This is a genomic window from Mycobacterium sp. 852014-52450_SCH5900713 (genome assembly GCF_001667075.1).
Lineage (GTDB): Bacteria > Actinomycetota > Actinomycetes > Mycobacteriales > Mycobacteriaceae > Mycobacterium.
Window position 1 is genome coordinate 1 of record NZ_LZIL01000058.1, and the last position, 21,289, is coordinate 21,289.

General features: G+C 69.6%; 20 protein-coding genes and 1 pseudogene. 10 read left to right on the forward strand and 11 right to left on the reverse strand.

Annotated features, from left to right (window positions below):
• The 3 genes and pseudogenes from A5773_RS18000 to A5773_RS18010 form a co-directional block, all read right to left on the reverse strand.
• Positions 1 to 515: pseudogene (locus tag A5773_RS18000) on the reverse strand (hypothetical protein); the annotation flags it as partial.
• A 180-nt stretch (positions 516 to 695) separates the two neighbouring features.
• Complete coding sequence (locus tag A5773_RS18005; protein ID WP_066951803.1) at positions 696 to 1,115, reverse strand: cytochrome c oxidase subunit 4; 420 nt, start codon at positions 1,113 to 1,115, stop codon at positions 696 to 698.
• Positions 1,116 to 1,128: 13 nt separating this feature from the next.
• Positions 1,129 to 2,205: a cytochrome c oxidase subunit II gene (locus A5773_RS18010; protein ID WP_067266539.1), complete on the reverse strand. Its 1,077-nt coding sequence runs from the start codon at positions 2,203 to 2,205 to the stop codon at positions 1,129 to 1,131.
• 156 nt (positions 2,206 to 2,361) lie between these two features.
• On the opposite strand from A5773_RS18010, the gene asnB reads away from it, so the two are divergent.
• Entirely contained in the window at positions 2,362 to 4,305 is a 1,944-nt protein-coding gene (gene asnB, locus A5773_RS18015) for an asparagine synthase (glutamine-hydrolyzing) (RefSeq protein WP_066951799.1), read from the forward strand.
• Positions 4,306 to 4,386: 81 nt separating this feature from the next.
• Here the strand turns inward: asnB and A5773_RS18020 are convergent, their stop codons facing one another.
• Positions 4,387 to 5,361, reverse strand: a complete 975-nt coding sequence (locus tag A5773_RS18020) for a carbohydrate kinase family protein (protein ID WP_066951791.1) — start codon at positions 5,359 to 5,361, stop codon at positions 4,387 to 4,389.
• A 186-nt stretch (positions 5,362 to 5,547) separates the two neighbouring features.
• Here A5773_RS18020 and A5773_RS18025 point away from each other — a divergent pair, with 186 nt between their 5' ends.
• Entirely contained in the window at positions 5,548 to 6,207 is a 660-nt protein-coding gene (locus tag A5773_RS18025; RefSeq protein WP_067266544.1) for a hypothetical protein, read from the forward strand.
• A 16-nt stretch (positions 6,208 to 6,223) separates the two neighbouring features.
• Here the strand turns inward: A5773_RS18025 and A5773_RS18030 are convergent, their stop codons facing one another.
• Complete coding sequence (locus A5773_RS18030; protein WP_066951784.1) at positions 6,224 to 6,580, reverse strand: iron-sulfur cluster assembly accessory protein; 357 nt, start codon at positions 6,578 to 6,580, stop codon at positions 6,224 to 6,226.
• Between the two features lie 100 nt (positions 6,581 to 6,680).
• A complete protein-coding gene (locus A5773_RS18035; protein WP_066951824.1) occupies positions 6,681 to 7,757 on the reverse strand; it encodes a glycerate kinase in 1,077 nt (358 codons plus the stop codon).
• A gap of 191 nt (positions 7,758 to 7,948) precedes the next feature.
• Here A5773_RS18035 and A5773_RS18040 point away from each other — a divergent pair, with 191 nt between their 5' ends.
• The 4 genes from A5773_RS18040 to A5773_RS18055 are packed head-to-tail and all read left to right on the forward strand — an operon-like array spanning position 7,949 to position 11,003.
• Positions 7,949 to 8,623: a DUF3043 domain-containing protein gene (locus A5773_RS18040; RefSeq protein ID WP_066951781.1), complete on the forward strand. Its 675-nt coding sequence runs from the start codon at positions 7,949 to 7,951 to the stop codon at positions 8,621 to 8,623.
• Positions 8,624 to 8,647: 24 nt separating this feature from the next.
• Positions 8,648 to 9,196, forward strand: a complete 549-nt coding sequence (locus tag A5773_RS18045; protein WP_067266549.1) for a bifunctional adenosylcobinamide kinase/adenosylcobinamide-phosphate guanylyltransferase — start codon at positions 8,648 to 8,650, stop codon at positions 9,194 to 9,196.
• Positions 9,193 to 10,248, forward strand: a complete 1,056-nt coding sequence (gene cobT / locus A5773_RS18050) for a nicotinate-nucleotide--dimethylbenzimidazole phosphoribosyltransferase (RefSeq protein WP_156744886.1) — start codon at positions 9,193 to 9,195, stop codon at positions 10,246 to 10,248. The genes A5773_RS18045 and cobT overlap by 4 nt, the downstream gene beginning before the upstream one ends.
• Positions 10,245 to 11,003, forward strand: coding sequence for an adenosylcobinamide-GDP ribazoletransferase (locus A5773_RS18055; RefSeq protein WP_067791945.1), 759 nt, complete (start codon positions 10,245 to 10,247; stop codon positions 11,001 to 11,003). Before cobT ends, A5773_RS18055 begins: the two co-directional genes overlap by 4 nt.
• Here the strand turns inward: A5773_RS18055 and A5773_RS18060 are convergent.
• The gene (locus tag A5773_RS18060) at positions 11,000 to 12,106 is read right to left on the reverse strand and encodes a branched-chain amino acid aminotransferase (protein ID WP_066951822.1); all 1,107 of its coding nucleotides are present in this window, start codon (positions 12,104 to 12,106) and stop codon (positions 11,000 to 11,002) included. The genes A5773_RS18055 and A5773_RS18060 overlap by 4 nt on opposite strands.
• 53 nt (positions 12,107 to 12,159) lie before the next feature.
• Positions 12,160 to 13,257 (reverse strand): glycine cleavage system aminomethyltransferase GcvT, encoded by a 1,098-nt coding sequence (gcvT, locus tag A5773_RS18065; RefSeq protein ID WP_066951772.1) that lies wholly within the window; start codon positions 13,255 to 13,257, stop codon positions 12,160 to 12,162.
• 41 nt (positions 13,258 to 13,298) lie between these two features.
• Between gcvT and A5773_RS18070 the strand changes: the two genes are divergently transcribed.
• Both A5773_RS18070 and A5773_RS18075 read left to right on the forward strand, forming a co-directional pair.
• Positions 13,299 to 14,423: an adenylate/guanylate cyclase domain-containing protein gene (locus A5773_RS18070; RefSeq protein ID WP_066951771.1), complete on the forward strand. Its 1,125-nt coding sequence runs from the start codon at positions 13,299 to 13,301 to the stop codon at positions 14,421 to 14,423.
• Positions 14,424 to 14,434: 11 nt separating this feature from the next.
• Positions 14,435 to 15,982 (forward strand): leucyl aminopeptidase, encoded by a 1,548-nt coding sequence (locus tag A5773_RS18075; RefSeq protein ID WP_197505761.1) that lies wholly within the window; start codon positions 14,435 to 14,437, stop codon positions 15,980 to 15,982.
• A 91-nt stretch (positions 15,983 to 16,073) separates the two neighbouring features.
• Here A5773_RS18075 and A5773_RS18080 read toward each other — a convergent pair whose 3' ends face one another.
• Together A5773_RS18080 and A5773_RS18085 are read right to left on the reverse strand one after the other, a co-directional pair.
• Entirely contained in the window at positions 16,074 to 17,669 is a 1,596-nt protein-coding gene (locus A5773_RS18080; protein WP_066951766.1) for an NAD(P)/FAD-dependent oxidoreductase, read from the reverse strand.
• Positions 17,666 to 18,115, reverse strand: a complete 450-nt coding sequence (locus A5773_RS18085) for an SRPBCC domain-containing protein (protein WP_066951820.1) — start codon at positions 18,113 to 18,115, stop codon at positions 17,666 to 17,668. Before A5773_RS18085 ends, A5773_RS18080 begins: the two co-directional genes overlap by 4 nt.
• A gap of 136 nt (positions 18,116 to 18,251) precedes the next feature.
• On the opposite strand from A5773_RS18085, the gene A5773_RS18090 reads away from it, so the two are divergent.
• A complete protein-coding gene (locus tag A5773_RS18090; protein WP_066951764.1) occupies positions 18,252 to 18,596 on the forward strand; it encodes an aminopeptidase in 345 nt (114 codons plus the stop codon).
• A gap of 8 nt (positions 18,597 to 18,604) precedes the next feature.
• Here the strand turns inward: A5773_RS18090 and A5773_RS18095 are convergent, their stop codons facing one another.
• The gene (locus A5773_RS18095; RefSeq protein ID WP_067791948.1) at positions 18,605 to 20,380 is read right to left on the reverse strand and encodes an SDR family oxidoreductase; all 1,776 of its coding nucleotides are present in this window, start codon (positions 20,378 to 20,380) and stop codon (positions 18,605 to 18,607) included.
• Between the two features lie 197 nt (positions 20,381 to 20,577).
• Here A5773_RS18095 and A5773_RS18100 point away from each other — a divergent pair.
• A partial coding sequence (locus A5773_RS18100; protein WP_304441415.1) for a biotin/lipoyl-containing protein occupies positions 20,578 to 21,289 on the forward strand: 712 nt, incomplete at its 3' end.

Here is a 21,289-nt window from a genome sequence, read left to right on the forward strand (position 1 = left end):
GGGTCGGCGACGTTCGTCATCCGCATCGCGCCGTCCTTTGAATAGCTGTTCACCTCGACTTTCGGCGGCGTCGACGGGACGGTAGTGGTGTTGGGGTTGGCCAGCTTGGTGGTGTCGGTGCGCGCGAACAGCAGGGACACCGACACCACGAGCGCGATGGCGGCCACGATGGCGGCGACCCCGACCACCCATGGCCAGTGCGGAGCGCCGTGTTCGTCCTCGGCCTCGGCCGACTCGTCGAAGGTGTCGTAGTCATAGAGCCTGAGGTCGGCCGGCAGGTACGGGCCGCTCATGAAATGCTCGGACTCCGGGGCCGAATAGGCCCGCGAATAGGCGTCGGTCTGGCCCGTATCGCCGGCCGCCGGCTCGGCGCCGTCGTCAAAGGGTTCGATCTCTTCGACGTGCCCGGGTTCGGGGACGTCCGCGGGCTCGATGTCGGAATCCGGTTGGTGGGGAGCCTCGTTCACCGAATCGGGTTCCTCAGGATCCCATTCCGGTGGTTTCGGCCCGCTCATCTCTGCCTGCCCTGTCCGACTGCCTCACCAGCGCGCGGGGCCCCGGGGCCATATCGTTGCGCGCGCGCTTGAGAAATTGTCATTTGCCTGGGCAAAACACTACCGAACCGAGAGGGGCAAAGAAGTCTTGGCGAACCGGCCACAGATCACGTGATCGGATTGTGACCTTAACGGCTGGGATCAGTGCTTCTCGGGCCCGATGTAATACTCGAAGACCAGTCCCCCGACCGACGCAAGGACGAACATCACCCCCGCGGCGATCAGCCACGGCAGCCACAGTGCGATACCCACCGCGCTCACCGACGCCGACAGCGCGATCAGGATCGGCCACCAGCTGTGCGGGCTGAAGAAGCCCAATTCACCTGCTCCGTCGCTGATCTCGGCGCCCTCGTAGTCTTCGGGCCGAGTATCGATGCGGCGCGCCACGAACCGAAAGAAGGTGGCCACGATCAACGCCAGTCCGCCCGTCAGCGCCAGCGCGGTCGTCCCGGCCCACTCCTCGCCGCCGGTGGCGAAAAGCGCCGTCAGCACGGCATAAAGCACCGCAACCACAATGAAGAACCCGGCGATGAATTCGAAAAGCCTGGCTTCGATATGCATTTGGTGTCCTAACCTACTGGCTTCCGGCCAACTGACCGCGCTTGGTGTCGAACGGGTGAGTGGTCACCGCGAGCGGCGTCTGGCCGATCGCCTGCAATGCCTGGGCATTGCTCTTGCCGTCGATCCGCTGCTGCAGGTAAGCCTTGAAGTCGTTGGGCGGCACCACCCGAACCTCGAAGTTCATCATCGAGTGATACGTGCCACAGAACTCGGCGCAGTGCCCGACGAATGCCCCGGGCTTGCTGATGTCGTCGACCTGGAAGACGTTCACCGAGTTGTTCGCCTCGGCGTTGGGGATCACATCGCGCTTGAACAGGAACTCGGGCACCCAGAACGTGTGGACGACGTCCGCGGACGCCAACCGGAACTGGATGCGCTTGCCGGTGGGCAGCACGAGCACCGGGATTTCGTCGCTGGTGCCCAGGATTTCGACCTTGTCGAAGTTCAGGTACGTGCGGTCCGCGGTGTTGAGCCCGCGGACCGGCCCGACGAGCTCCTCGCCGTGCGCGTCCTTGCCCTCGGGCTTGGAAACCATGGCGTTCTTGCGTGCCTGGTCCACGCCGTCGTAGGTCAGCGTGCCGTCCTTGAAGTCAACGCGCTGGTACCCGAACTTCCAGTTCCACTGGAAGGCGGTGACGTCGACCACCACCTCGGGGTCCTTGTCGACGTGCAGCATCTTCTCCTGCACCACCACGGTGAAGTAGAACAACACCGAGATGATCAGGAACGGCGTCACGGTGAGTACCAGCTCCAGAGGCATGTTGTAGCCGAACTGGCGCGGCAGCTCGGTGTCTCCTGCCTTCTTCCGGTGGAAGGCCGACGCCCAGAAGATCAGGCCCCAGACGATGACCCCGACCACGAGCGAGGCGATCGTCGCGCCGACCCACAGTTCCCGGTTGAGCTGGGCCTGCGGGGTGATGCCCTTGGGCCAGCCCAGTCCCAGCACGTCCGACCAGCTGCATCCGCTCAGGGTGAGCGCCAACACGCCGAACGTCGCGGCCAGCGCCAGCGGCCGCAGACGACGGGACAGACCCTGCCGAAACCTGCCCTGCGACATACGTTGCGAACGGACCTGCTCGCGAGGTGTCACGTTGGCGCCTCCTGCTCGGATATCGAATACTACGCAGCGTAGACCACGCCGCCGACCCGAGCGACGAAACCCCGGCCCGCTGGACCGCACGGCCATTTGCGGACGTGCCGGGTGGGACCGCGACGGCGTGCCCAACGTGCGGCATACTGGGGCGCCGTGTGTGGTCTGCTGGCGTTCGTCGCTGCCCCGGACAGTGCCGACCCCGCCCGGGCCGACGATGCCATCGCGCGCGCGTCGCACTTGATGCGCCATCGCGGCCCCGACGAGCCCGGCACCTGGACCGATCCGGGAGCCGACGGATCGGTCGTGTTCGGCTTCAACCGGCTGTCGATCATCGACATCGCGCATTCGCACCAGCCGCTGCGGTGGGGACCGCCGGAGGAGCCCAACCGCTACGTGCTGGTGTTCAACGGGGAGATCTACAACTACCTCGAGCTGCGCGACGAGCTGGCCGCCGCGCACGGGGCGGTGTTCACCACCGACGGCGACGGCGAGGCCATCGTCGCCGGCTATCACTACTGGGGCGCCGACGTGCTCACCCGGCTGCGCGGCATGTTCGCCTTCGCCCTGTGGGACACAGCCATCCTCGAATTGTTTTGTGCCCGAGACCCTTTCGGCATCAAGCCGCTCTTCATGGCGACCGGCGCCGGCGGCACGGCGGTGGCCAGCGAAAAGAAATGCCTGCTGGACCTGGCGGAGCTGGGCGGATTCGACACCGGGATCGATGACCGCGCCGTGCAGCACTACACCGTGCTGCAGTACGTGCCCGAGCCCGAGACGCTGCACCGCGGGGTGCGCCGTCTCGAATCGGGCTGTTACGCGCGAATCCGGCCCGGGCAGCAGCCGGAGGTCACCCGCTATTTCGTGCCACGGTTCGCCGCGGTGCCGTTGACGCGCGACACCGAACAGGCCCGCTACGACGAGATCACCGCGGTGCTCGAGGACTCGGTGGCCAAGCACATGCGCGCCGACGTCACCGTCGGGGCGTTTCTGTCCGGGGGCATCGACTCCACCGCCATCGCGGCGCTGGCCATCCGGCACAACCCCAACCTGATCACCTTCACCACCGGCTTCGAGCGGGAGGGGTTCTCCGAGATCGACGTCGCGGTCGCCTCGGCCGAGGCGATCGGTGCCCGCCACATCGCCAAGGTGGTCCACCCGGAGGAGTTCGTCGCCGCCCTGCCCGAAATCGTGTGGTACCTGGACGAACCGGTGGCCGACCCCGCCCTGGTGCCGCTGTTCTTCGTCGCCCGGGAGGCGCGCAAGCACGTCAAGGTGGTGCTGTCCGGGGAGGGCGCCGACGAACTCTTCGGCGGCTACACCATCTACCGGGAGCCGTTGTCGCTCAAGCCCTTCGACTACCTACCGCGGCCGCTGCGCCGGTCGATGGGCAAGGTGTCCAAGCCGCTGCCGGAGGGCATGCGGGGCAAGAGCCTGCTGCACCGCGGCTCGCTGACGCTCGAGGAGCGCTACTACGGCAACGCCCGCAGCTTCTCCGACGCGCAACTGCGCGACGTGCTGCCGGGCTTCCGCGAGGAATGGACCCACACCGACGTCACCGCCTCGGTGTACGCCCAGTCGGCCGGCTGGGACCCGGTGGCCCGCATGCAGCACATCGACCTGTTCACCTGGCTGCGCGGCGACATCCTGGTCAAGGCGGACAAGATGACGATGGCCAACTCGCTGGAGCTGCGGGTGCCGTTCCTGGATCCCGAGGTGTTCGCCGTCGCCTCGCGACTGCCCGTCGAGGCCAAGATCACCCGCACCACCACCAAGTACGCGCTGCGGCGGGCCCTGGAGCCGATCGTGCCCGCGCACGTGCTGCACCGGCCCAAGCTCGGGTTTCCCGTGCCCATCCGGCATTGGTTGCGCGCGGGCGAATTGCTGGACTGGGCCTACGGGCTGGTGGCGACCTCGCAGGCCGGTCACCTCGTCGACCTGGCCGCCGTCCGGCGGATGCTCGACGAGCACCGCAACGGCGCCGGCGATCACAGCCGCCGGCTGTGGACGCTGCTGATCTTCATGCTCTGGCACGCGATTTTCGTCGAGCACAGCGTGGTGCCGCAGATCAGCGAGCCGGTGTATCCCGTCCAGCTCTAGGACGGGGCGCCCCAGCTTCGAGTGTGAACCCTGGGCGGGGATTTTCGGCGTGTCGCCGCCCTCAGCTCACGCTCGACGCCGTCAGGCCAGCACCGCGGCGATCTCGTTGGCCGCGTCGTCGCCGTAGGCGCCGGCCAACCGGCTCACCGCGGTCTCGCGGTTCCACTCCCAGTTCTGGGTCCCGGTCGATTCCAGCACCAGCACGGCCACCAGCGAGCCCAGCTGCGCGGAGCGCTCGAGGTTCAGGCCGGCGCTGCGCCCGGTGAGGAAACCGGCCCGGAACGCGTCGCCGACGCCGGTGGGGTCGGTCTGGCTGGTCTCGGGCACGACGCCCACGTGGGTCGTCGTGCCGTCGGGCTCGACGATGTCCACCCCCTTGGGGCCCAGCGTGGTCACCCGCAGGCCGACCTTGCTTTGCACGTCGGACTCCGACCAGCCGGTCTTGTTGAGCAGCAGCTCCCACTCGTAGTCGTTGGTGAACAAATAGGCGGCGCCGTCGACGAGCTTGTCGATCTCTTCGCCGGACAGGCGGGGCAGCTGTTGGGAGGGGTCCGCGGCGAAGGGCAGGCCCAGCTTGCGGCACTCCTCGGTGTGCACCACCATCGCGTCCGGGTCGTTGGCCCCGACGATCACCAGCTCCGGCTCGCCGATGGACGACACCACGTCGGCGAGCTTGATGTTGCGGGCCTCCGACATGGCGCCGGGATAGAACGACGCGATCTGGGCCATGTCGATGTCGGTGGTGCAGGTGAATCGCGCCGTGTGCGCGGTCTTAGAGATCAGCACGTTGTCGCAGTTGACACCGTGCGACTGCAGCCACTGCCGGTAGTCGTCGAAGTCGTCGCCGGCCGCGCCCACCAGCGCCACGTCACCGCCGAGCACGCCGATCGCGAAGGCGATGTTGCCCGCCACGCCGCCGCGGTGGATCACCAGGTCGTCGACCAGAAAACTGAGCGACACCTTCTGCAGGTGCTCAGCCAGCAGGTGCTCGGAAAACTTGCCCGGGAACCGCATCAGATTGTCGGTCGCAATCGAACCTGTCACCGCGATCGTCACGAATGTCTCCGCCCTTCGTTAGTAAGGTTATCTAGCTTACGCACGCCTCCGGACCGTCGCTGTGTCCACGGTCGGCACGAAGCGGTGCGCTAGCCTCCCTAGGGAACTCGCTCAAGTCGCCGGGACCACGATGCTCGGCCGGTGTATCCCGCCCGTACTCCCGTCTACCACCGTAGGAGAACCAGGATGGCAGGTCCGCACTCGCCGAACCACACCGTCGGCGGCAGCGGACCCAGCGGACCCGAGCCCCCGGCCGGATCTCAGCCGCTCGATTTTCCCGACCACCCGCGTGCCGGCGACCCGGCGCCGGCCAATTATGCCGGGCAGCCGCCCCCGCCGATGCCCTACCCGCCGCGGCCCCGCTCCAAGCGGCGGCTGGTCGTCGGCGTGCTGTTGGCCGTCGCGCTGGTGGCCGCGCTGACCGTGGCGATCGTCTACGGCGTCCGCACCAACGGGGCCAACACCGGGGCCACGTTCTCGGAGGGCGCCGCCAAGACGGCCATCCAGGGGTACCTGGACGCGCTCGACCACCGCGACACCGAGGAGATCGTGCGCAACGCGCTGTGCGGCATGTACGACGGCGTGCGCGACAAACGCTCCGACCAGGCGTTGGCCAAGCTGAGCAGCGACGCGTTCCGCAAGCAGTTCTCCGAGGTCGAGGTCACCTCGATCGACAAGATCGTCTATCTGTCGCAGTACCAGGCCCAGGCGCTGTTCACCATGAAGGTGTCACCCGCGACCGGCGGACCGCTGCGCGGCCAATTGCAGGGCATCGCCCAGCTGCTGTTCCAGCGCGGCCAGATCATGGTCTGCTCGTACGTGCTGCGCACCGGGGGCTCGTACTGAGCCCGGGGCTACCCGGTCAGTTGAACGAGTCGCCGCAGGCGCACGAGCCGGTGGCGTTGGGGTTGTCGATCGTGAAGCCCTGCTTCTCGATGGTGTCGACGAAATCGATGGACGCGCCTTCCACGTAGGGCGCGCTCATCCGGTCCACCGTCAGCGTCACACCGCCGAAGTCCGCGGTCAGGTCGCCGTCCAGCGTCCGGTCGTCGAAGAAAAGGTTGTAGCGCAGGCCCGCGCACCCGCCCGGCTGGACCGCGATACGCAGCGCCAGGTCGTCCCGGCCCTCTTGGTCGAGCAGGGACTTTGCCTTGGTGGCGGCGGCCTCGGTCAGGATCACGCCGTGCGTCTTGGCGGTCGACTCGTTCTGCACCGTCATTGCTTCTCCTACATGCCTCATCGTTGGGTGGGTTCGTTCAGGTTCGAGCCCGCTGGTCTCGCGTTAGGCGGCCAGATCCGCCCGGAAAAAGCCCACTAGGTCAACGGTACCTTGCAGGACCGCTATTCCCGAGTCGCGCCGCCACCACGGACGCCAGACCCATCAGCTGATTGGCCGCGTCGGCCTGCGCCAGCCGCGCCGATCCGGCGTGCTCGGCGATGGATAAGGCGGACATGATGCCCGCCGAGCGGACGGTGGCGTTGTCCAGGTCGACCTGGCCGGCCAGCACGATCACCGGCACTCCGCGCGGCCGGGCGGCGTCCGCGAGATAGCCCACCACCTTGCCGTGCAGCGACTGCTCGTCGAAGCGACCTTCACCGGTGACGATGAGCTCCGCCATGTCCAGATCGTCGGCCAGGCGGGTGTGATGGGCGATGATCGCCGCGCCCGACTCGCACCGGCCGCCGAGGGCCAGCAGCCCGGCGCCGATACCGCCGGCGGCGGCCGCCCCCGGTTCGGCGCTGACGTCGCGTCCGGCCACGGCTTCCAGGATCAGCGCCCACGCCTGGAGGCGGACTTCCAGGGCCGCGACGGTGACCGTGTCCGCGCCTTTCTGCGGCCCGAACACCCTGGCCGCTCCCCACGGCCCGAGCAGGGGATATTCGGTGTCGGAGGCGGCGATGAGCTCCACGTTGCCCAGCTGGCGGCGGGCGGAGTCCAAACCGCCGAGCTCGGCGATCATCCCCTGCCCGCCGTCGGTGCAGGCGCTGCCGCCGAGGCCGACCACGATCCGCGTCGCCCCGGCCCGCATCGCCTCGGCGATCAGCTGCCCCACTCCCCTGCTGTGGGCCGCCATCGCGGTCTCCGGGGTGGGCGGACCGCCCAGCAGGGCCAGGCCGCACGCCTGCGCGCACTCCAGGTAAGCCGTGGTCGTGGTGGGGTCGAAGACCCATTTGGCCTCGACCATGGTGGACAGCGGCCCGGACACCCGCAGACGCCGCGTCTTGCCCAGCCGGCTGGCGAGCACCTCGACGAAGCCGGGGCCGCCGTCGGACTGCGGGGCGACGATGAACCGGTCGCCGGGGCGGCATCGGGTCCACCCGGTCGCGATGGCCGCGGCCGCCTCCACGGCCGTCATGCTGTCGCCATAGCAATCCGGAGCCACCAGGACGAGCATGGCGGGAAGTTGCAGACGGCCGGGAGCGAGGCCAGAGGCAGCATCGTCCGAGGCCATCGACCCGTCGTCCATCAGAGGCAGCCGTCCATCACTGGTAAGAGTAGGGCCAAGTGAGGGGCTGACGCAGGTCTAATAGCAAGGCATTCCAAGCCAATTCCGGGACGAGCCATCGGCGAAGTAACCTGGCCTCTGTGAAGTTGATGGGCCGTAAGAAGGGCCAGTACGAGGACGTCGACGAGGGCGCGGCTGCAGTGGATGCCGCCGGCGCCCCCGAGACAACCGCTAGCGGGTCGCGTGGGACGAGCCCCAAGGGCCGGCCGACGCCCAAGCGCAGTCAAGCGCGGCGCAAGGGGCCGGTGGCGCCCGCGCCGATGACCGCGTCGGAGGCGCGCGCCCGGCGCAAAACGCTGGCCGGTCCCAAGCTCAGCCGCGAGGAGCGCAAGGCCGACCGGACCGCCAACCGCGCCCGGATGACGGATCGCCGACAGCGCATGATGGCCGGCGAAGAGGCTTACCTGTTGCCGCGTGACCAGGGCCCGATACGGCGCTACGCGCGGGACGTGGTGGACTCCCGGCGCAACCTGCTCGGCCTGTTCATGCCGGCGACGCTGTTCCTGATGTTCGTCATGTTCACCACCCCGCAGCTGCAGCTCTGGGTTTCGCCGGCGATGCTGGCGCTGATGGCCGTGATGGGTATCGACGGGGTCCTGTTGGGCCGCAAAGTGAGCAAGCGGGTGGACGCCAAGTTCCCCGACAACACCGAAAGCCGCTGGAAGCTGGGCCTGTACGCGGCCGGCCGGGCCTCGCAGATGCGACGGATGCGCACACCGCGACCCCAGGTCGAGCGCGGCAGCGATGCCGGTTAGCCGCGGGAAAGCCGCCTGAGCACGGTGCGCACTCTGGTGCTCGGCGGGATCCGGTCTGGCAAATCCCGGTGGGCGGAGGGCGCCATCACCGAGGCGCTGCCGGCCGGCCAGCCGGTCTGTTACCTGGCCCCCGGCCCCACCGGTTCGGGCGACGCGGACTGGGCGCACCGGGTCGCCGAGCACCGCAACCGTCGGCCGGCGCATTGGTCGACGGTCGAATCCCACGACGTCGCAACGCAATTGCGGAACTCGCCGGACACTCCGACGCTCGTCGACGATCTGGGCAGCTGGCTGACCGGCACGCTGGATCGCCATGACGGATGGGACGGCGGATCGGTGTCGGCTCCGGTGCGCGAAACGATCGAAGCGATGCTCGCCGCGGTCAGCGACTTCCCTTCCACGCTGGTGCTGGTCAGCCCGGAGGTGGGGTTGGCCGTCGTCCCGGCCACCGCGTCCGGCCGCCGGTTCGCCGACGAACTAGGCAGCCTCAACCAGCGCGTCGCGCAGCTGTGCGACCGGGTGGTGCTCGTGGTGGCCGGGCAAGCGGTGCCGATCAAACCTCCGGGGACCTGATGGAATTCGCCCCGGTATCGCCGCCCGATGCGGGCGTCGCCGCGGCCGCCCGCGCCCGCCAGGACACGCTGACCAAGCCGAGGGGCGCGCTGGGCCGCCTCGAGGACCTTTCGGTGTGGCTCGCGTCATGCCAAGGGCATTGCCCGCCAAGGCAATTCGAGCGCGCACGGGTGGTGGTGTTCGCCGGTGACCACGGCGTCGCCCGCTCCGGGGTGTCGGCCTATCCGCCGGAGGTGACCGCTCAGATGGTCGCCAACTTCGATGCCGGCGGGGCGGCGATCAATGTGCTGGCCGACATCGCCGGCGCGACGGTGCGGGTCGCCGACCTGGCGGTGGCGGGCGATGCGCTGACCGACCGGATCGGCGCCCACAAGGTGCGGCGCGGCAGCGGCGACATCGCCGTCGAGGACGCGCTGACCGACGACGAGGCCGCCGCCGCGATCACCGCGGGTCGGGCCATCGCCGATGAGGAGGTCGACGCGGGCGCCGACCTGCTCATCGCCGGCGACATGGGGATCGGAAACACCACCCCTGCCGCGGTGTTGGTGGCGGCGCTCACGAACGCCGAACCGGTTGCGGTGGTGGGCTTCGGCACCGGGATCGACGACGCCGGATGGGCGCGAAAGACGGCCGCGGTGCGCGACGCCCTGTTCCGGGCGCGCCGCGTGCTGCCCGACCCGGTGGCGTTGCTGCGCTGCGGCGGCGGGGCGGATTTGGCCGCGATGGCGGGCTTTTGCGCGCAGGCCGCGGTGCGACGCACTCCGCTGCTGCTGGACGGGATGGCGGTGACGGCCGCCGCGCTGGTCGCCGAGCGGCTGGCTCCCGGCGCCCGCCTGTGGTGGCAGGCCGGTCATCGGTCCACCGAACCCGGTCATGCCCTGGCGCTTACCGAGCTGGGCCTCGAGCCGATTCTGGATATGCGGATGCGGCTGGGTGAGGGAAGCGGCGCCGCGCTGGCGCTGCCGCTGCTCCGGGCCGCGGTGGCCACGCTGTCGTCGATGGCCACGTTCACGCAGGCCGGCGTGTCCGACCAGGCCTCTCCCCCGCTGTGATGCGTTGGCTGGCAACGGCTTTCGCGTTCGGTACGGTGCTTCCCGTCCCGCGTTCATGGCACGCGCCGATGGGCCGTGGCGCCATGACGGCGCTGCCGGTGGTGGGCGCCGTCCTGGGTGCGCTGGCCGCGGCGGTGACGTGGGGCGGTGCTCACGCGTTCGGCGCGTCCAGCCCGCTGTCCGGCCTGCTCGCGGTGGTGGCGCTGCTGTTGGCCACCCGCGGCCTGCATCTCGATGGTGTCGCCGACACGGCCGACGGGCTGGGCTGTTACGGGCCGCCGGAGCGCGCGCTGGCGGTGATGCGCGACGGGTCGACCGGGCCGTTCGGCGTGGCGGCCGTCGTTTTGCTGATCGCGCTGCAGGGGCTGGCCTTCGCGGCGCTGGGGGCGGCGGGCCGGCCGGGGTTCATCGGCATCGCCGTGGTGGTCTTCGCGGGCCGGGTCGCCGCGGTGCTGGCGAGTCGGCGGTCGGTGCCGGCGGCCGCGGGCAGCGCGCTGGGCGTGCGGGTCGCCGGCAGCCAGCCGGTGGTCGTGGCGGCGGCCTGGGTCGCGGCGCTGCTCGTCGTTGCCCTGGCGGCGGGACCTCGGCCGTGGCAGGGGCCGGTCGCGGTGCTGGCGGCGCTGTGCTGCGGTGCGGTGCTGGTGCGGCATTGCGTGCGCCGCTTCGGCGGCATCACCGGCGACGTGCTGGGTGCCGCCATCGAGTTGACCACGACGGTGAGCGCCGTCGCGCTCGCCGCACTGGTGCGGTTCTAGCCGAGCCGCGCCATCCAGCCGTGGGTGTCGGCGAAGGTCCCCCGCTGGATTCCGGTCAGCGTGTCGCGCAGCGCCATCGTCACTTCGCCGGGTTGACCGTCGGCGACGGTGAAGTCGCTGTCGCCGTACTTCACGCGCGAGACCGGGGTGATGACGGCGGCGGTGCCGCAGGCGAACACCTCGGTGATCTCGCCGGCGGCGGCCTTCTTCTGCCATTCGTCGATGTCGATCTTGCGTTCCTCGACGGCGAATCCGGCGTCAATAGCCAACTGCAGCAACGAATCCCGAGTGATCCCGGGCAACAGCGAACCGGACAGCTCCGGGGTGACCAACCGCGCCGACCCGCCGCTGCCGAACACGAAGAAGATGTTCATGCCGCCCATCTCCTCGACGAAGCGCCGTTCGACGGCGTCCAGCCACACCACCTGGTCGCACTCGTGGGCGGCGGCCTCGGCCTGGGCCAGCAGGGAGGCTGCGTAGTTGCCGCCGAACTTGGCCGCGCCGGTGCCGCCCGGGCTGGCCCGCACGTACTCCGTCGATACCCACACGGCGACGGGGTTGATGCCGCCCTTGAAGTACGCCCCGGCCGGTGAGGCGATCAGCAGATACCGGTAGCGCTTCGACGGCCGCACACCCAAACCGGGCTCGGTGGCGATGACGAACGGGCGCAGATACAGCGCGTCTTCGCCTCCGGCGGCGGGCACCCAGGGCTTGTCGACCGCGATGAGCTGACACAGCGAACCCATGAACAGCTCGTCGGGCAGTTCGGGCATCGCCAGCCGCCGCGCCGACGACCGCAACCGCGCTGCGTTGGCCTCGGCGCGAAACGACACGACCGAGTCGTCCGCCCAGCGGTACGCCTTGAGCCCTTCGAAGATCTCCTGCGCATAGTGCAGCACGATCGCCGACGGGTCCAGCTCGATCGGGCCGTACGGGATGACCCGCGCGTTGTGCCAACCCCGTTCGTCGTCGTAGTCGATCGACACCATGTGGTCGGTGAAATATTTGCCGAAACCGGGCTCGGCCAGGATGGATCCACGTTCGGCGTCGGTCGCGGGGTTGGCCGAACGCGAAACCGTGAACTCGAGGGAGCCGCTGGTCATGCGGCTGATTGTATATCCGCCTGCGACCGGGCTTTTCACCTGAACCGGCGGCACTAACGTGTTTTCGCTTCGACGAAGGGCGGCCGCACGACCTCGCACTCGGCGGCGCGTCCGCGAATGTCGACGATGATCCGCTGCCCGTCCTCGACGCCGGCGTCGGTGTCGAGCAGCGCCAGCCCGATGCCGACTTGCAGCGTCGGCGAGAACGTCCCCGACGTGGTGACCCCCACCGGCGTCTCACCGGCGAGCACCGTCAGTCCGGGCCGCAGCACACCGCGGCCGACCAACCGCAGGCCGCGCAGCAGCCGCCGCGGCCCCGCCGCCTTCTCCGCCAGCAGCGCGTCGCGGCCGAAGAACGCGTCCTTCTTCCAGCCGATCGCCCAGCCGCACCGGGCCTGCAGCGGCGAAATGTCCAGCGCCAGTTCGTGCCCGTGCAGCGGGTAGCCCATCTCGGTGCGCAGCGTGTCCCGGGCGCCCAGCCCGGCGGGCTCGCCCCCGGCGGCACCGACCGCCGCGGCCAGCGCGTCGAACACCACACCAGAGGATTCCCACGGCGGCAGCAGCTCGTAGCCGTGCTCTCCGGTGTATCCGGTCCGGCACACCCGCACCGGCACCCCCGCGTAGGAGGCGTCGGCATAGCCCATGTAATCCATGCCCGTCGGCAGGCCCAGCTCGCCGAGCACGTCCGCCGAGCGCGGGCCCTGCACCGCCAGCACCGCGTAGGAGCGATGCTCGTTGGTGATCGTCAGGCTCGCCGGGGCGGCGGCCCGCAGCGCCTCGACCACCGCGGCGGTGTTGGCCGCGTTGGGCACCAGAAAGATCTCGTCGTCGTCGACGTAGTAGGCGATCAGGTCGTCGACGACGCCGCCGGATTCGGTGCAGCACAACGTGTATTGCGCCTTGCCGGGCCCGATGCGGCTCAGGTCGTTGGTGAGCGTCGAGTTGACGAATTCGGCGGCACCCGGCCCGCGGATCAACGCCTTGCCCAGGTGGCTGACGTCGAACAGGCCCACCGCGTTGCGGGTGGCGTTGTGTTCGCTGACGGTGCCGGCGTACGAGACCGGCATCAGCCACCCGCTGAACTCGGCGAAACTGGCCCCCAACTTGCGGTGGCGGTCTTCCAGCGGGCCATGCTGTAAGTCATCGGTCACGACGGTTCACCCTAATCGCGGCTGCTGGCACACTTGGGTGGGTGGTCGATTCCCCGGACTTCGAAGCGCTTGAGGCTGCCGGAATCGCTCGTCCGCGCGAACGGGCCGACCTCATCAAATACCTCAGCGAACTCGGTTTCAGCGTCGACGAAATGGTGGAGGCCGAGCAGCGCGGGCGGCTGTTCGGCCTTGCGGGTGACGTTCTGCAATGGTCGGGGCGCCCGGTCCACACGATGGCGACCGCCGCCGAGCAGCTCGGCCTGTCGCCCGAGGAAGTCACCCACGCGTGGGGTTTGCTCGGCCTGACCGTCGCCGGCCCCGACATTCCCGCGCTGAGCCAGGCCGACGTCGACGCGCTCGCGACCTGGGTCGCCTTGAAGACGGTGGTGGGCGAGGACGGCGCGTTCGGGCTGTTGCGGGTGCTCGGTGCCACGATGGCCCGGCTCGCGGAGGCCGAGTCGACCGCGATCCGGGCCGGCACGCCGGACATCCAGATGACCTACACCAACGACGAGCTCGCCACGGCGCAGGCCTACCGCGCGGTCGCGGAGTTCGTCCCCCGGATTTCGGCGCTGATCGACGTCGTTCATCGCCACCATCTGACCGGCGCCCGAACCCACTTCGAAGGCGTCCTGCGCGACACCTCGGCAAGCGTGGTGTGCGGCATCGGTTTTGCGGATCTGTCCGGTTTCACCGTGCTCACCCGCGCGCTGACCCCGGCGCAGCTTTCGGATCTGCTCAACGAGTTCGCCGGGACCGTCGCGGATGTGGTGCACCGCGATGGCGGCCGGGTGGTGAAGTTCATCGGTGACGAGGTGATGTGGGTGAGCGCGTCGCCCGAACGTCTGGCCAGGGCGGCGGTCGACCTCGTCGGCCATCCGCGGGCGCGCGAGGAGGGTCTGCAGGTCCGCGCCGGCCTTGCCTACGGCAGCGTCCTGGCGATCAACGGGGACTACTTCGGCAGCCCGGTCAACCTGGCGGCGCGCCTGGTCGGGGCCGCCGCCCCGTGCCAGATCCTGGCCGATTCGGCCCTGCACGAGCAACTGCCGGATTGGCCGGCGAGGGCCCGCGGCCCCTTTGACCTCAAGGGTTTTGACGCCCCCGTCGTCGCCTTCGAGCTGCACGGCGCGGGCGCCGCCGACCTCGGCGCGGGCTCCGGCGATTAGGGTAAATGCCCGTGACCACCGAATTGAGCTACGCAAGCCCATCCGTCAACGTCGCCACGTCGCTGCCGAAACGCGGGGCGGGTTCTTCGGTATTGATCCTGCCGGTCGTCTCGACCGGCGACGAGGACCGGCCCGGAGCGACGGTTGCGGCCGGCGAGTCGCTGCTGGCGGCCGATGCCGTCGCCGAGATCGAATCCGGCCTGCGGGCGCTCGACGCCACCGGCGGCAGTGAGCAGGTCCACCGCCTGGTGGTGCCGTCGCTGCCGCTGTCGAGCGTGCTGACGATCGGCCTGGGTAAACCGCGTCCCGAGTGGCCGGCCGACACCGTCCGGCGCGCCGCGGGTGTGGCCGCCCGGTCGCTGGGCACCGCCGAGGCGGTGATCCTCACGCTGCCCGGTGACTTCGACGCCGACGTCTGCTCGGCGGTCGTCGAGGGGCTCATCCTGGGCAGCTACCGGTTCACCGAATTCCGCAGCGGCAAGACCGCGCCGAAAGACAAAGGGCTGCAAAAGATCACCGTGCTGTCCGCCGCGAAGGACGCCAAAGCGGCCAGCGCGCACGGCGCGGCCGTGGCGACCGCAGTGGCCACCGCCCGCGACTTCGTCAACACGCCGCCGAGTCACCTCTTCCCAGCCGAATTCGCCAAGCGCGCAAGGGCTTTGGGCGAATCCGTGGGCCTCGAGGTGGAGGTGCTCGACGACAAGGCACTCCAGAAGGCCGGCTACGGCGGCGTGATCGGCGTCGGCCAAGGCTCGTCGCGGCCGCCGCGGCTGGTGCGGCTGACCCACCGGGGTGCGAAGCTGGCCAAGAAGTCCAAGCAGGCCAAGCGAGTGGCGCTGGTCGGCAAGGGCATCACTTTCGACACCGGTGGCATCTCGATCAAGCCGGCGGCCTCGATGCACCACATGACCTCGGACATGGGCGGCGCGGCCGCGGTCATCGCCACGGTGGCGCTGGCCGCGCAGTTGCGGTTGCCGATCGACGTGATCGCCACGGTGCCGATGGCCGAGAACATGCCCTCAGGTACCGCGCAGCGCCCGGGCGACGTGTTGACCCAATACGGCGGCATCACCGTCGAGGTGCAGAACACCGACGCCGAGGGCCGGCTCATCCTGGCCGACGCCATCGTGCGGGCCTGCGAGGACAACCCCGACTACCTGATCGAGACGTCCACGTTGACCGGCGCGCAGACGGTGGCGTTGGGCGCCCGGATCCCCGGGGTGATGGGCAGCGACGAGTTCCGCGACCGGGTCGCCGCGATCTCGCAGCGGGTGGGCGAGAACGGTTGGCCGATGCCGCTGCCCGACGAACTCAAGGAAGACCTGAAGTCAGGAGTGGCCGACCTGTCCAACATCAGCGGCCAGCGCTTCGCCGGCATGCTGGTGGCCGGGGTGTTCTTGCGCGAATTCGTCGCCGACGGCGTGAGCTGGGCGCACATCGACGTGGCCGGCCCGGCGTACAACACCGGCGGCCCTTGGGGGTACACCCCAAAGGGCGGCACCGGTGTGCCGACCCGCACCATGTTCGCGGTGCTCGAGGACATCTGCGAAAAGGGCTAGCAAACGGCTAGCGCACGGCTGGCGTGAGCGTCACGCCAGCGTGGCGCCGGCGTGCGAACGTCACGCCACCGTGACGTTCGGCGCTAGCGCCTCACTTCGTCAGCAACGAGAAGACGGCCCGCTTCACCTTGCGGCGTGGCCAGCCCGTCACGCCGGCGGCGGCCAACGCGGCGTTGGCCGCGTTGCGCCCGCAGGCGCCGTGCACGGAGCCGCCCGGGGTTGCCGACGCGCTGCCCAGATACAGCCCCTGCACCGGGGTTTCGGCCCGGCCCATGCCGGGCGCCGGGCGAAAGATCAGCATCTGCTGCAATTGCGCTGTGCCACCGTTGAGCGCCCCCATGTGCAGGTTGGCGTCGCTGGCCTCCAGGTCCGACGGCCGCTGCACGAATCGGTCGATGACCGCCGAACCGAAGCCCGGCGCGTGTTCCTCGATGACCCGGTCCATCCCCGCCGCGAGCCGGTCGGCAGACGCGTCGTCGGCGACGTTGCGCGGCAAATGCGTATAGGCCCAGACACTTTCGGTGCCCGCGGGAGACCTGCTCGGATCCGCGGTGGTGGTCTGCCCGAACAACATGAACGGATGCTCGGGCACCACCCGGGTGTTCAGGTCGGCCATCCAGCGGACCAGCCCGTCGCCGTCGGCCCCCAGGTGGACGGTGCCGACGCCGTGCAGGTTCTGGGCGCGCCAGGGAACGGGCCCGGCCAGCGCGTAGTTGACCTTCACCACCGGCGGATCCCACACGAAGTGCTCGAGGTCGCGTAACAGCTTGGGCGGCAGCGCATCCGGGGGAAGCATGTCGTGGAACAGGCGCGGCGCCGTAACGTCGGCGACGATCGCCCGCCGGGCCGCAACGGTGCGCCCCCCGGCCGTCGTCACGCCGACCGCGCGACCGCCCCGCACCTGGATGCGGGAAACGTTCTGGTTGCACTCGATTCGCGCGCCCGCGGAGCGGGCACGGTTGACCAGGGCGGCCGTCAGCTGACCGGAACCCCCGACCGGCACGGGCCAGCCGCCGTCCTGGGCCAGCATCGTCATCAAGAACCCCATGGCGCCGCTGATCGGCGCGTCCGGCGGGACGTCGGCGTGCATCGCGTTGCCCAACAACAATACTCGGGGCGCCTCGCCGGCGAACAGCTCACTCGCCATGGTGTTGGCCGGCTGCACCAGCAGGCGCGCCACCCGAATCGCCTCGGCCGTACCGAGTTTGGCCAGCAGCCGCATCAGCGGGCGCACGGGCGGGAAGGGCGCCAGCATGGCGTCGAGCAGCGGAGTCTTGATCCGCTGCCACAAGTCCACCAGCCGCCACCAATTATCGCCGTCGGCGGGTTCCCGCCGCGCGAATTCCGTTGCCGTGCGGGCAGCGTCGCGATAGACGACGGGCGGGTCGTCATCGGCCGCGCTGCGCGGGTGCCCGACCACCGCCGGCGCGTGCGACCACCGCAGCCCGTGGTCTTCGAGCTGCAGCGCCGCCATCGCCGGCGAGGCCACCGTCATCGGGTAATACGAGCTGAACAGGTCGGTGATGTAGCCGGGCGTCAGCTCCGCGCTGCGGACCGCGCCGCCCGGCTCCGGCTGGGCTTCGAGCACCAGCACATCCCATCCGGCGTCGGCCAGCATCGAGGCGGCAACCAGCCCGTGGTGTCCGGCCCCGATAACGACGGCGTCCGCGGTGTCCCCCACGATCACTTCACCTGGCTCGGCTCCTTGCGCTCCGCCAGAGCCCCCAGTCGCCACAGGCATTCCTTGTTGCGCGGGTAAGCCGCGGCCAGCGCAAGGGAATTGGGCATAGCCCCCATCGGGCCCTCGACCGGCACTTCGATCATCTCCACCCGGCAACCCGTCGGGGTCTCGTGCAGCAGCATTGTTATCCGCGCGGCGCCGAGCGGCCCGAGGCGGGCGCAGAGCACCAGCTTGTGCGGCGGTTCGCACTCTTCGACCACCGTCGCGTCGTTGATCACCAGCGGCCAGATCCCGATCGAGTGCCTGATCGATGAGCCGGGCTCCGGCCAGTTCGGATCGACGGCCCGCATGCGGCTGTTGCCCACCACCCACTGGGTGTAGGTCCACCCTTGGGCCAGCACTTCCCACACCCGCTCGCAAGGCGCGGCTACGTCCCGCGTCGCACTCAGCACCACAACCATTCCCCTTTCGGCTACCGCGGCGGAATACCCACGTAGCGGCCGTCGTACCGGCCAAATTCGGGTTTACCGGGCCCCAGCAGTGGTTAATCTCCTAGCGGTCGAAATCCGGACGGCGAAAGGTGAGATCGTGACGGTGCGACGATTGATTCTCGGTGTGGGCGCGGTACTTTTGCTGGCCGGTGTGATCGGGCTGTTGGCGCCGGTGTCGATTTCCGACGGCAACGGCCATTCGATCGGGTGCGGGAACGCCGTTGCGACGGACCTGTCCGCGGCCCGAAGCGCGAACAACAACAGCGTGGCGAACATCCCGATCCTCAACCAGGTTGTTCCGCACACCGACTACGTGGCGCAGTGCCAGTCGTCGGTGGGCGGCCGGCGCATGTGGTCCATTCCGCTGGCCGTCATCGGGCTGCTCGCGATCGGCGGGGTGTTGCTGACGGGCCGTCAGGGCGCGGCGCGGGCGGGCACCTAAACCGCGAGTCAGATCACCCGCATCCGCGCGAAGTTACGCAAGCCCTGCGGCGCGACGCGCGAAAGACCGTACAGCGCATAGGCTTCCGGAGCCACGGGGCGAATCGGTTTCTTCTTCTTGACCGACGACAGGATCGCGTTGGCGACCTTGTCGGGGCCGTAATGCCGCAGCGCGAACATCTTGCCGAGCTGGCCGCGCCGGCCGTCGACCTGTTCGCCCTTTCCGGCGGGCGCGTCGAACCGGGTGGTGTTGATGATGTTGGTGTCGATGACGCCCGGGCAGATGGTGGTCAGCCCCACGTCCGCGGCGTCGAGTTCGGCGCGCAGGCAATCGGAGAACATGTAGGTCGCCGCCTTCGAGGTGCAGTAGGCGTTCAGCGACTGCAACGGCGCGTAGGCGGCCATTGATGACACGTTGACGATGTACCCGCCGGTGCCACGCTCGACCAGCCGCCGCGCGAACGACCGGCACCCGTTGACCACGCCGCCCAGGTTGACGTCGAGCACCCGGTCGAACTGCTCCGCCGGGGTGTCCAGGAATCCCCCGGCCTGGCCGATGCCGGCGTTGTTGACCACGATGTCGGGCACGCCGTGTTCGGCGCTCACCCGCTCGGCGAACGCCTCCACGGCCGCCGCGTCGGACACGTCCAAGACGTAGGCGTGCGCGACGCCACCGCGGGTGGCGATCTCGGCGGCCGTGGCCTTGACGGCCGCTTCGTCGATGTCGCTGATGACCAGCTCGGCGCCCTCCCGCGCGAACGCGAACGCCGTCTCGCGGCCGATTCCGCTGCCGGCGCCGGTGACCGACACCAGGGTGTCGCCGAAGGATCCGCGCGGCCGCCCGACCTGCGCGCGCAGCAGCGCGCGGCTGGGCGGTTTGCCCTCGGCCAGATCGGCGAACTCGCGCACCGCCGCGGCCATCACCTGCGGGTGAGACATCGGCGAGAAGTGGCCGGCCTTGATGTCGCGCCGCCACAGCCGCGGCACGAAGCGGGGCGTGTGGTCGTAGCCGTACGGCCGCACGTACTTGTCCTTGGTGTTGACGATCAGCTGCACCGGCACGTCGACGATTTCGACGCCCTGCCCGCTGCCGGAGAACGAGCGAAAGTAGTTGGCGGGATAGGTTTTTACCGACCGGGCGGCGTCGCGGGCCAGGTCGGGCGAGTGGTGGATCTTTTCGACCGGGATGTTGTCCACCGCGTTGCGCCGAAGCGCCGGGATCGACAGCGTCAGCCGGAGGAACAGCGGCGCGAGCACCGGGATCGAGAAGAAGATCATGTAGGTCAGCCGCAGCGCCTGGCTGATCGCCCGGACGAAGGTGCGCGGGCGCCAGGGCGACCGCAACCCGCTGAAGATGTAGTCGACCAGTTGGTCCTGGCTGGGCCCGGACACCGACGTGAACGTGGCGACCCGGTCACCGGCACCGGGCCGCTTGAGGTAGTGCCACACGCCCACCGAGCCCCAGTCGTGGGCGAGCACGTGCACGGGCCGGCCAGGGCTGAGCTCGCCGGTCACCGCGGCGAAGTCGTCGGCGAACCGGTCCATGCGGTATGCGGACACCGGCTTGGGCGCCGAGGACTCACCGACGCCACGGTTGTCGTACCGCAGGATGCGGAACCGGTCGGCCAGCAGCGGCACGACCCCGTCCCAGAGCACATGCGAGTCGGGGAAGCCGTGCACCAGCACGACGGTGGGCCCCTCGGGATTGCCCTCTTCGTAGACAGCGATTCGCGCGCCGTCGGCGCTGTCGACGAAATGCTGGGTTAGCTGTTGTGTTGCCGGCATCTCCGACCTCCCCGCTTCAACTGCAGTGGCCACACCGTAGCAAGGGCGTTCGGGGCGTTCCGGCAGCCGCGCGCGGTCCGCCCTGGATGTGTGCCGGTGCGGACGCAGTGACAGGATAGTTTTGGATAGTTACTTTCCAGCGGCTAGCGACATGTTCGACCCACCCCGACCCACGAGCGATCGAGGAGTCAAAAACGATGGCCTTCTCCGTCCAGATGCCGGCACTCGGTGAGAGCGTCACCGAAGGGACGGTGACCCGCTGGCTCAAGCAGGAAGGCGACACGGTCGAGCTCGACGAACCCCTCGTCGAGGTGTCCACCGACAAGGTCGACACCGAAATCCCGTCGCCCGCCGCCGGTGTGCTGACCAAGATCGTCGCCCAGGAGGACGACACCGTCGAGGTGGGCGGCGAGCTGGCCGTGATCGGCGACTCGGCGGAGGGTGGTTCGGAGGGCGGCGGTTCCCAGGCGGCCCCCCAGGCGCCCAGCCAGCCGGAGGCGCAGGCCGAATCCGCAGAGCCGGAACCACAGGCCGAATCCGCCCCGCCGGCCCAATCCGAGCCCGAACCCGAAGCCCCGGCCCAGCCGGAGCCCGAGCCTCAGCCCGCCGCGCAGAGCTCCGGCGGCGGCGACGCGACCCCGGTGTTGATGCCGGAACTCGGCGAGTCGGTGGCCGAGGGCACGGTTACCCGCTGGCTGAAAAAGGTCGGCGACTCGGTCCAGGTGGACGATGCGCTGGTCGAGGTGTCGACCGACAAGGTGGACACCGAGATCCCGTCCCCGGTGGCCGGCGTCCTGATCAGCATCACCGCCGAAGAGGACACCACCGTGCCGGTCGGCGGCGAGCTGGCGCGCATCGGCAGCGGTTCGGAAGCCGCTTCCGCTCCCCCCCCGCCCCCCCCCCCCAAAC

Excerpts from the sequence above, each read along its gene's own strand:
- A5773_RS18060 (WP_066951822.1), bottom strand. The coding sequence starts at position 12,106 with ATGACCAGCGGCTCCCTCGAGTTCACGGTTTCGCGTTCGGCCAACCCC.
- A5773_RS18035 (WP_066951824.1), bottom strand. The coding sequence starts at position 7,757 with ATGCTCGTCCTGGTGGCTCCGGATTGCTATGGCGACAGCATGACGGCC.
- A5773_RS18025 (WP_067266544.1), top strand. The coding sequence starts at position 5,548 with ATGGCAGGTCCGCACTCGCCGAACCACACCGTCGGCGGCAGCGGACCC.
- A5773_RS18030 (WP_066951784.1), bottom strand. The coding sequence starts at position 6,580 with ATGACGGTGCAGAACGAGTCGACCGCCAAGACGCACGGCGTGATCCTG.
- A5773_RS18095 (WP_067791948.1), bottom strand. The coding sequence starts at position 20,380 with ATGCCGGCAACACAACAGCTAACCCAGCATTTCGTCGACAGCGCCGAC.
- A5773_RS18005 (WP_066951803.1), bottom strand. The coding sequence starts at position 1,115 with ATGCATATCGAAGCCAGGCTTTTCGAATTCATCGCCGGGTTCTTCATT.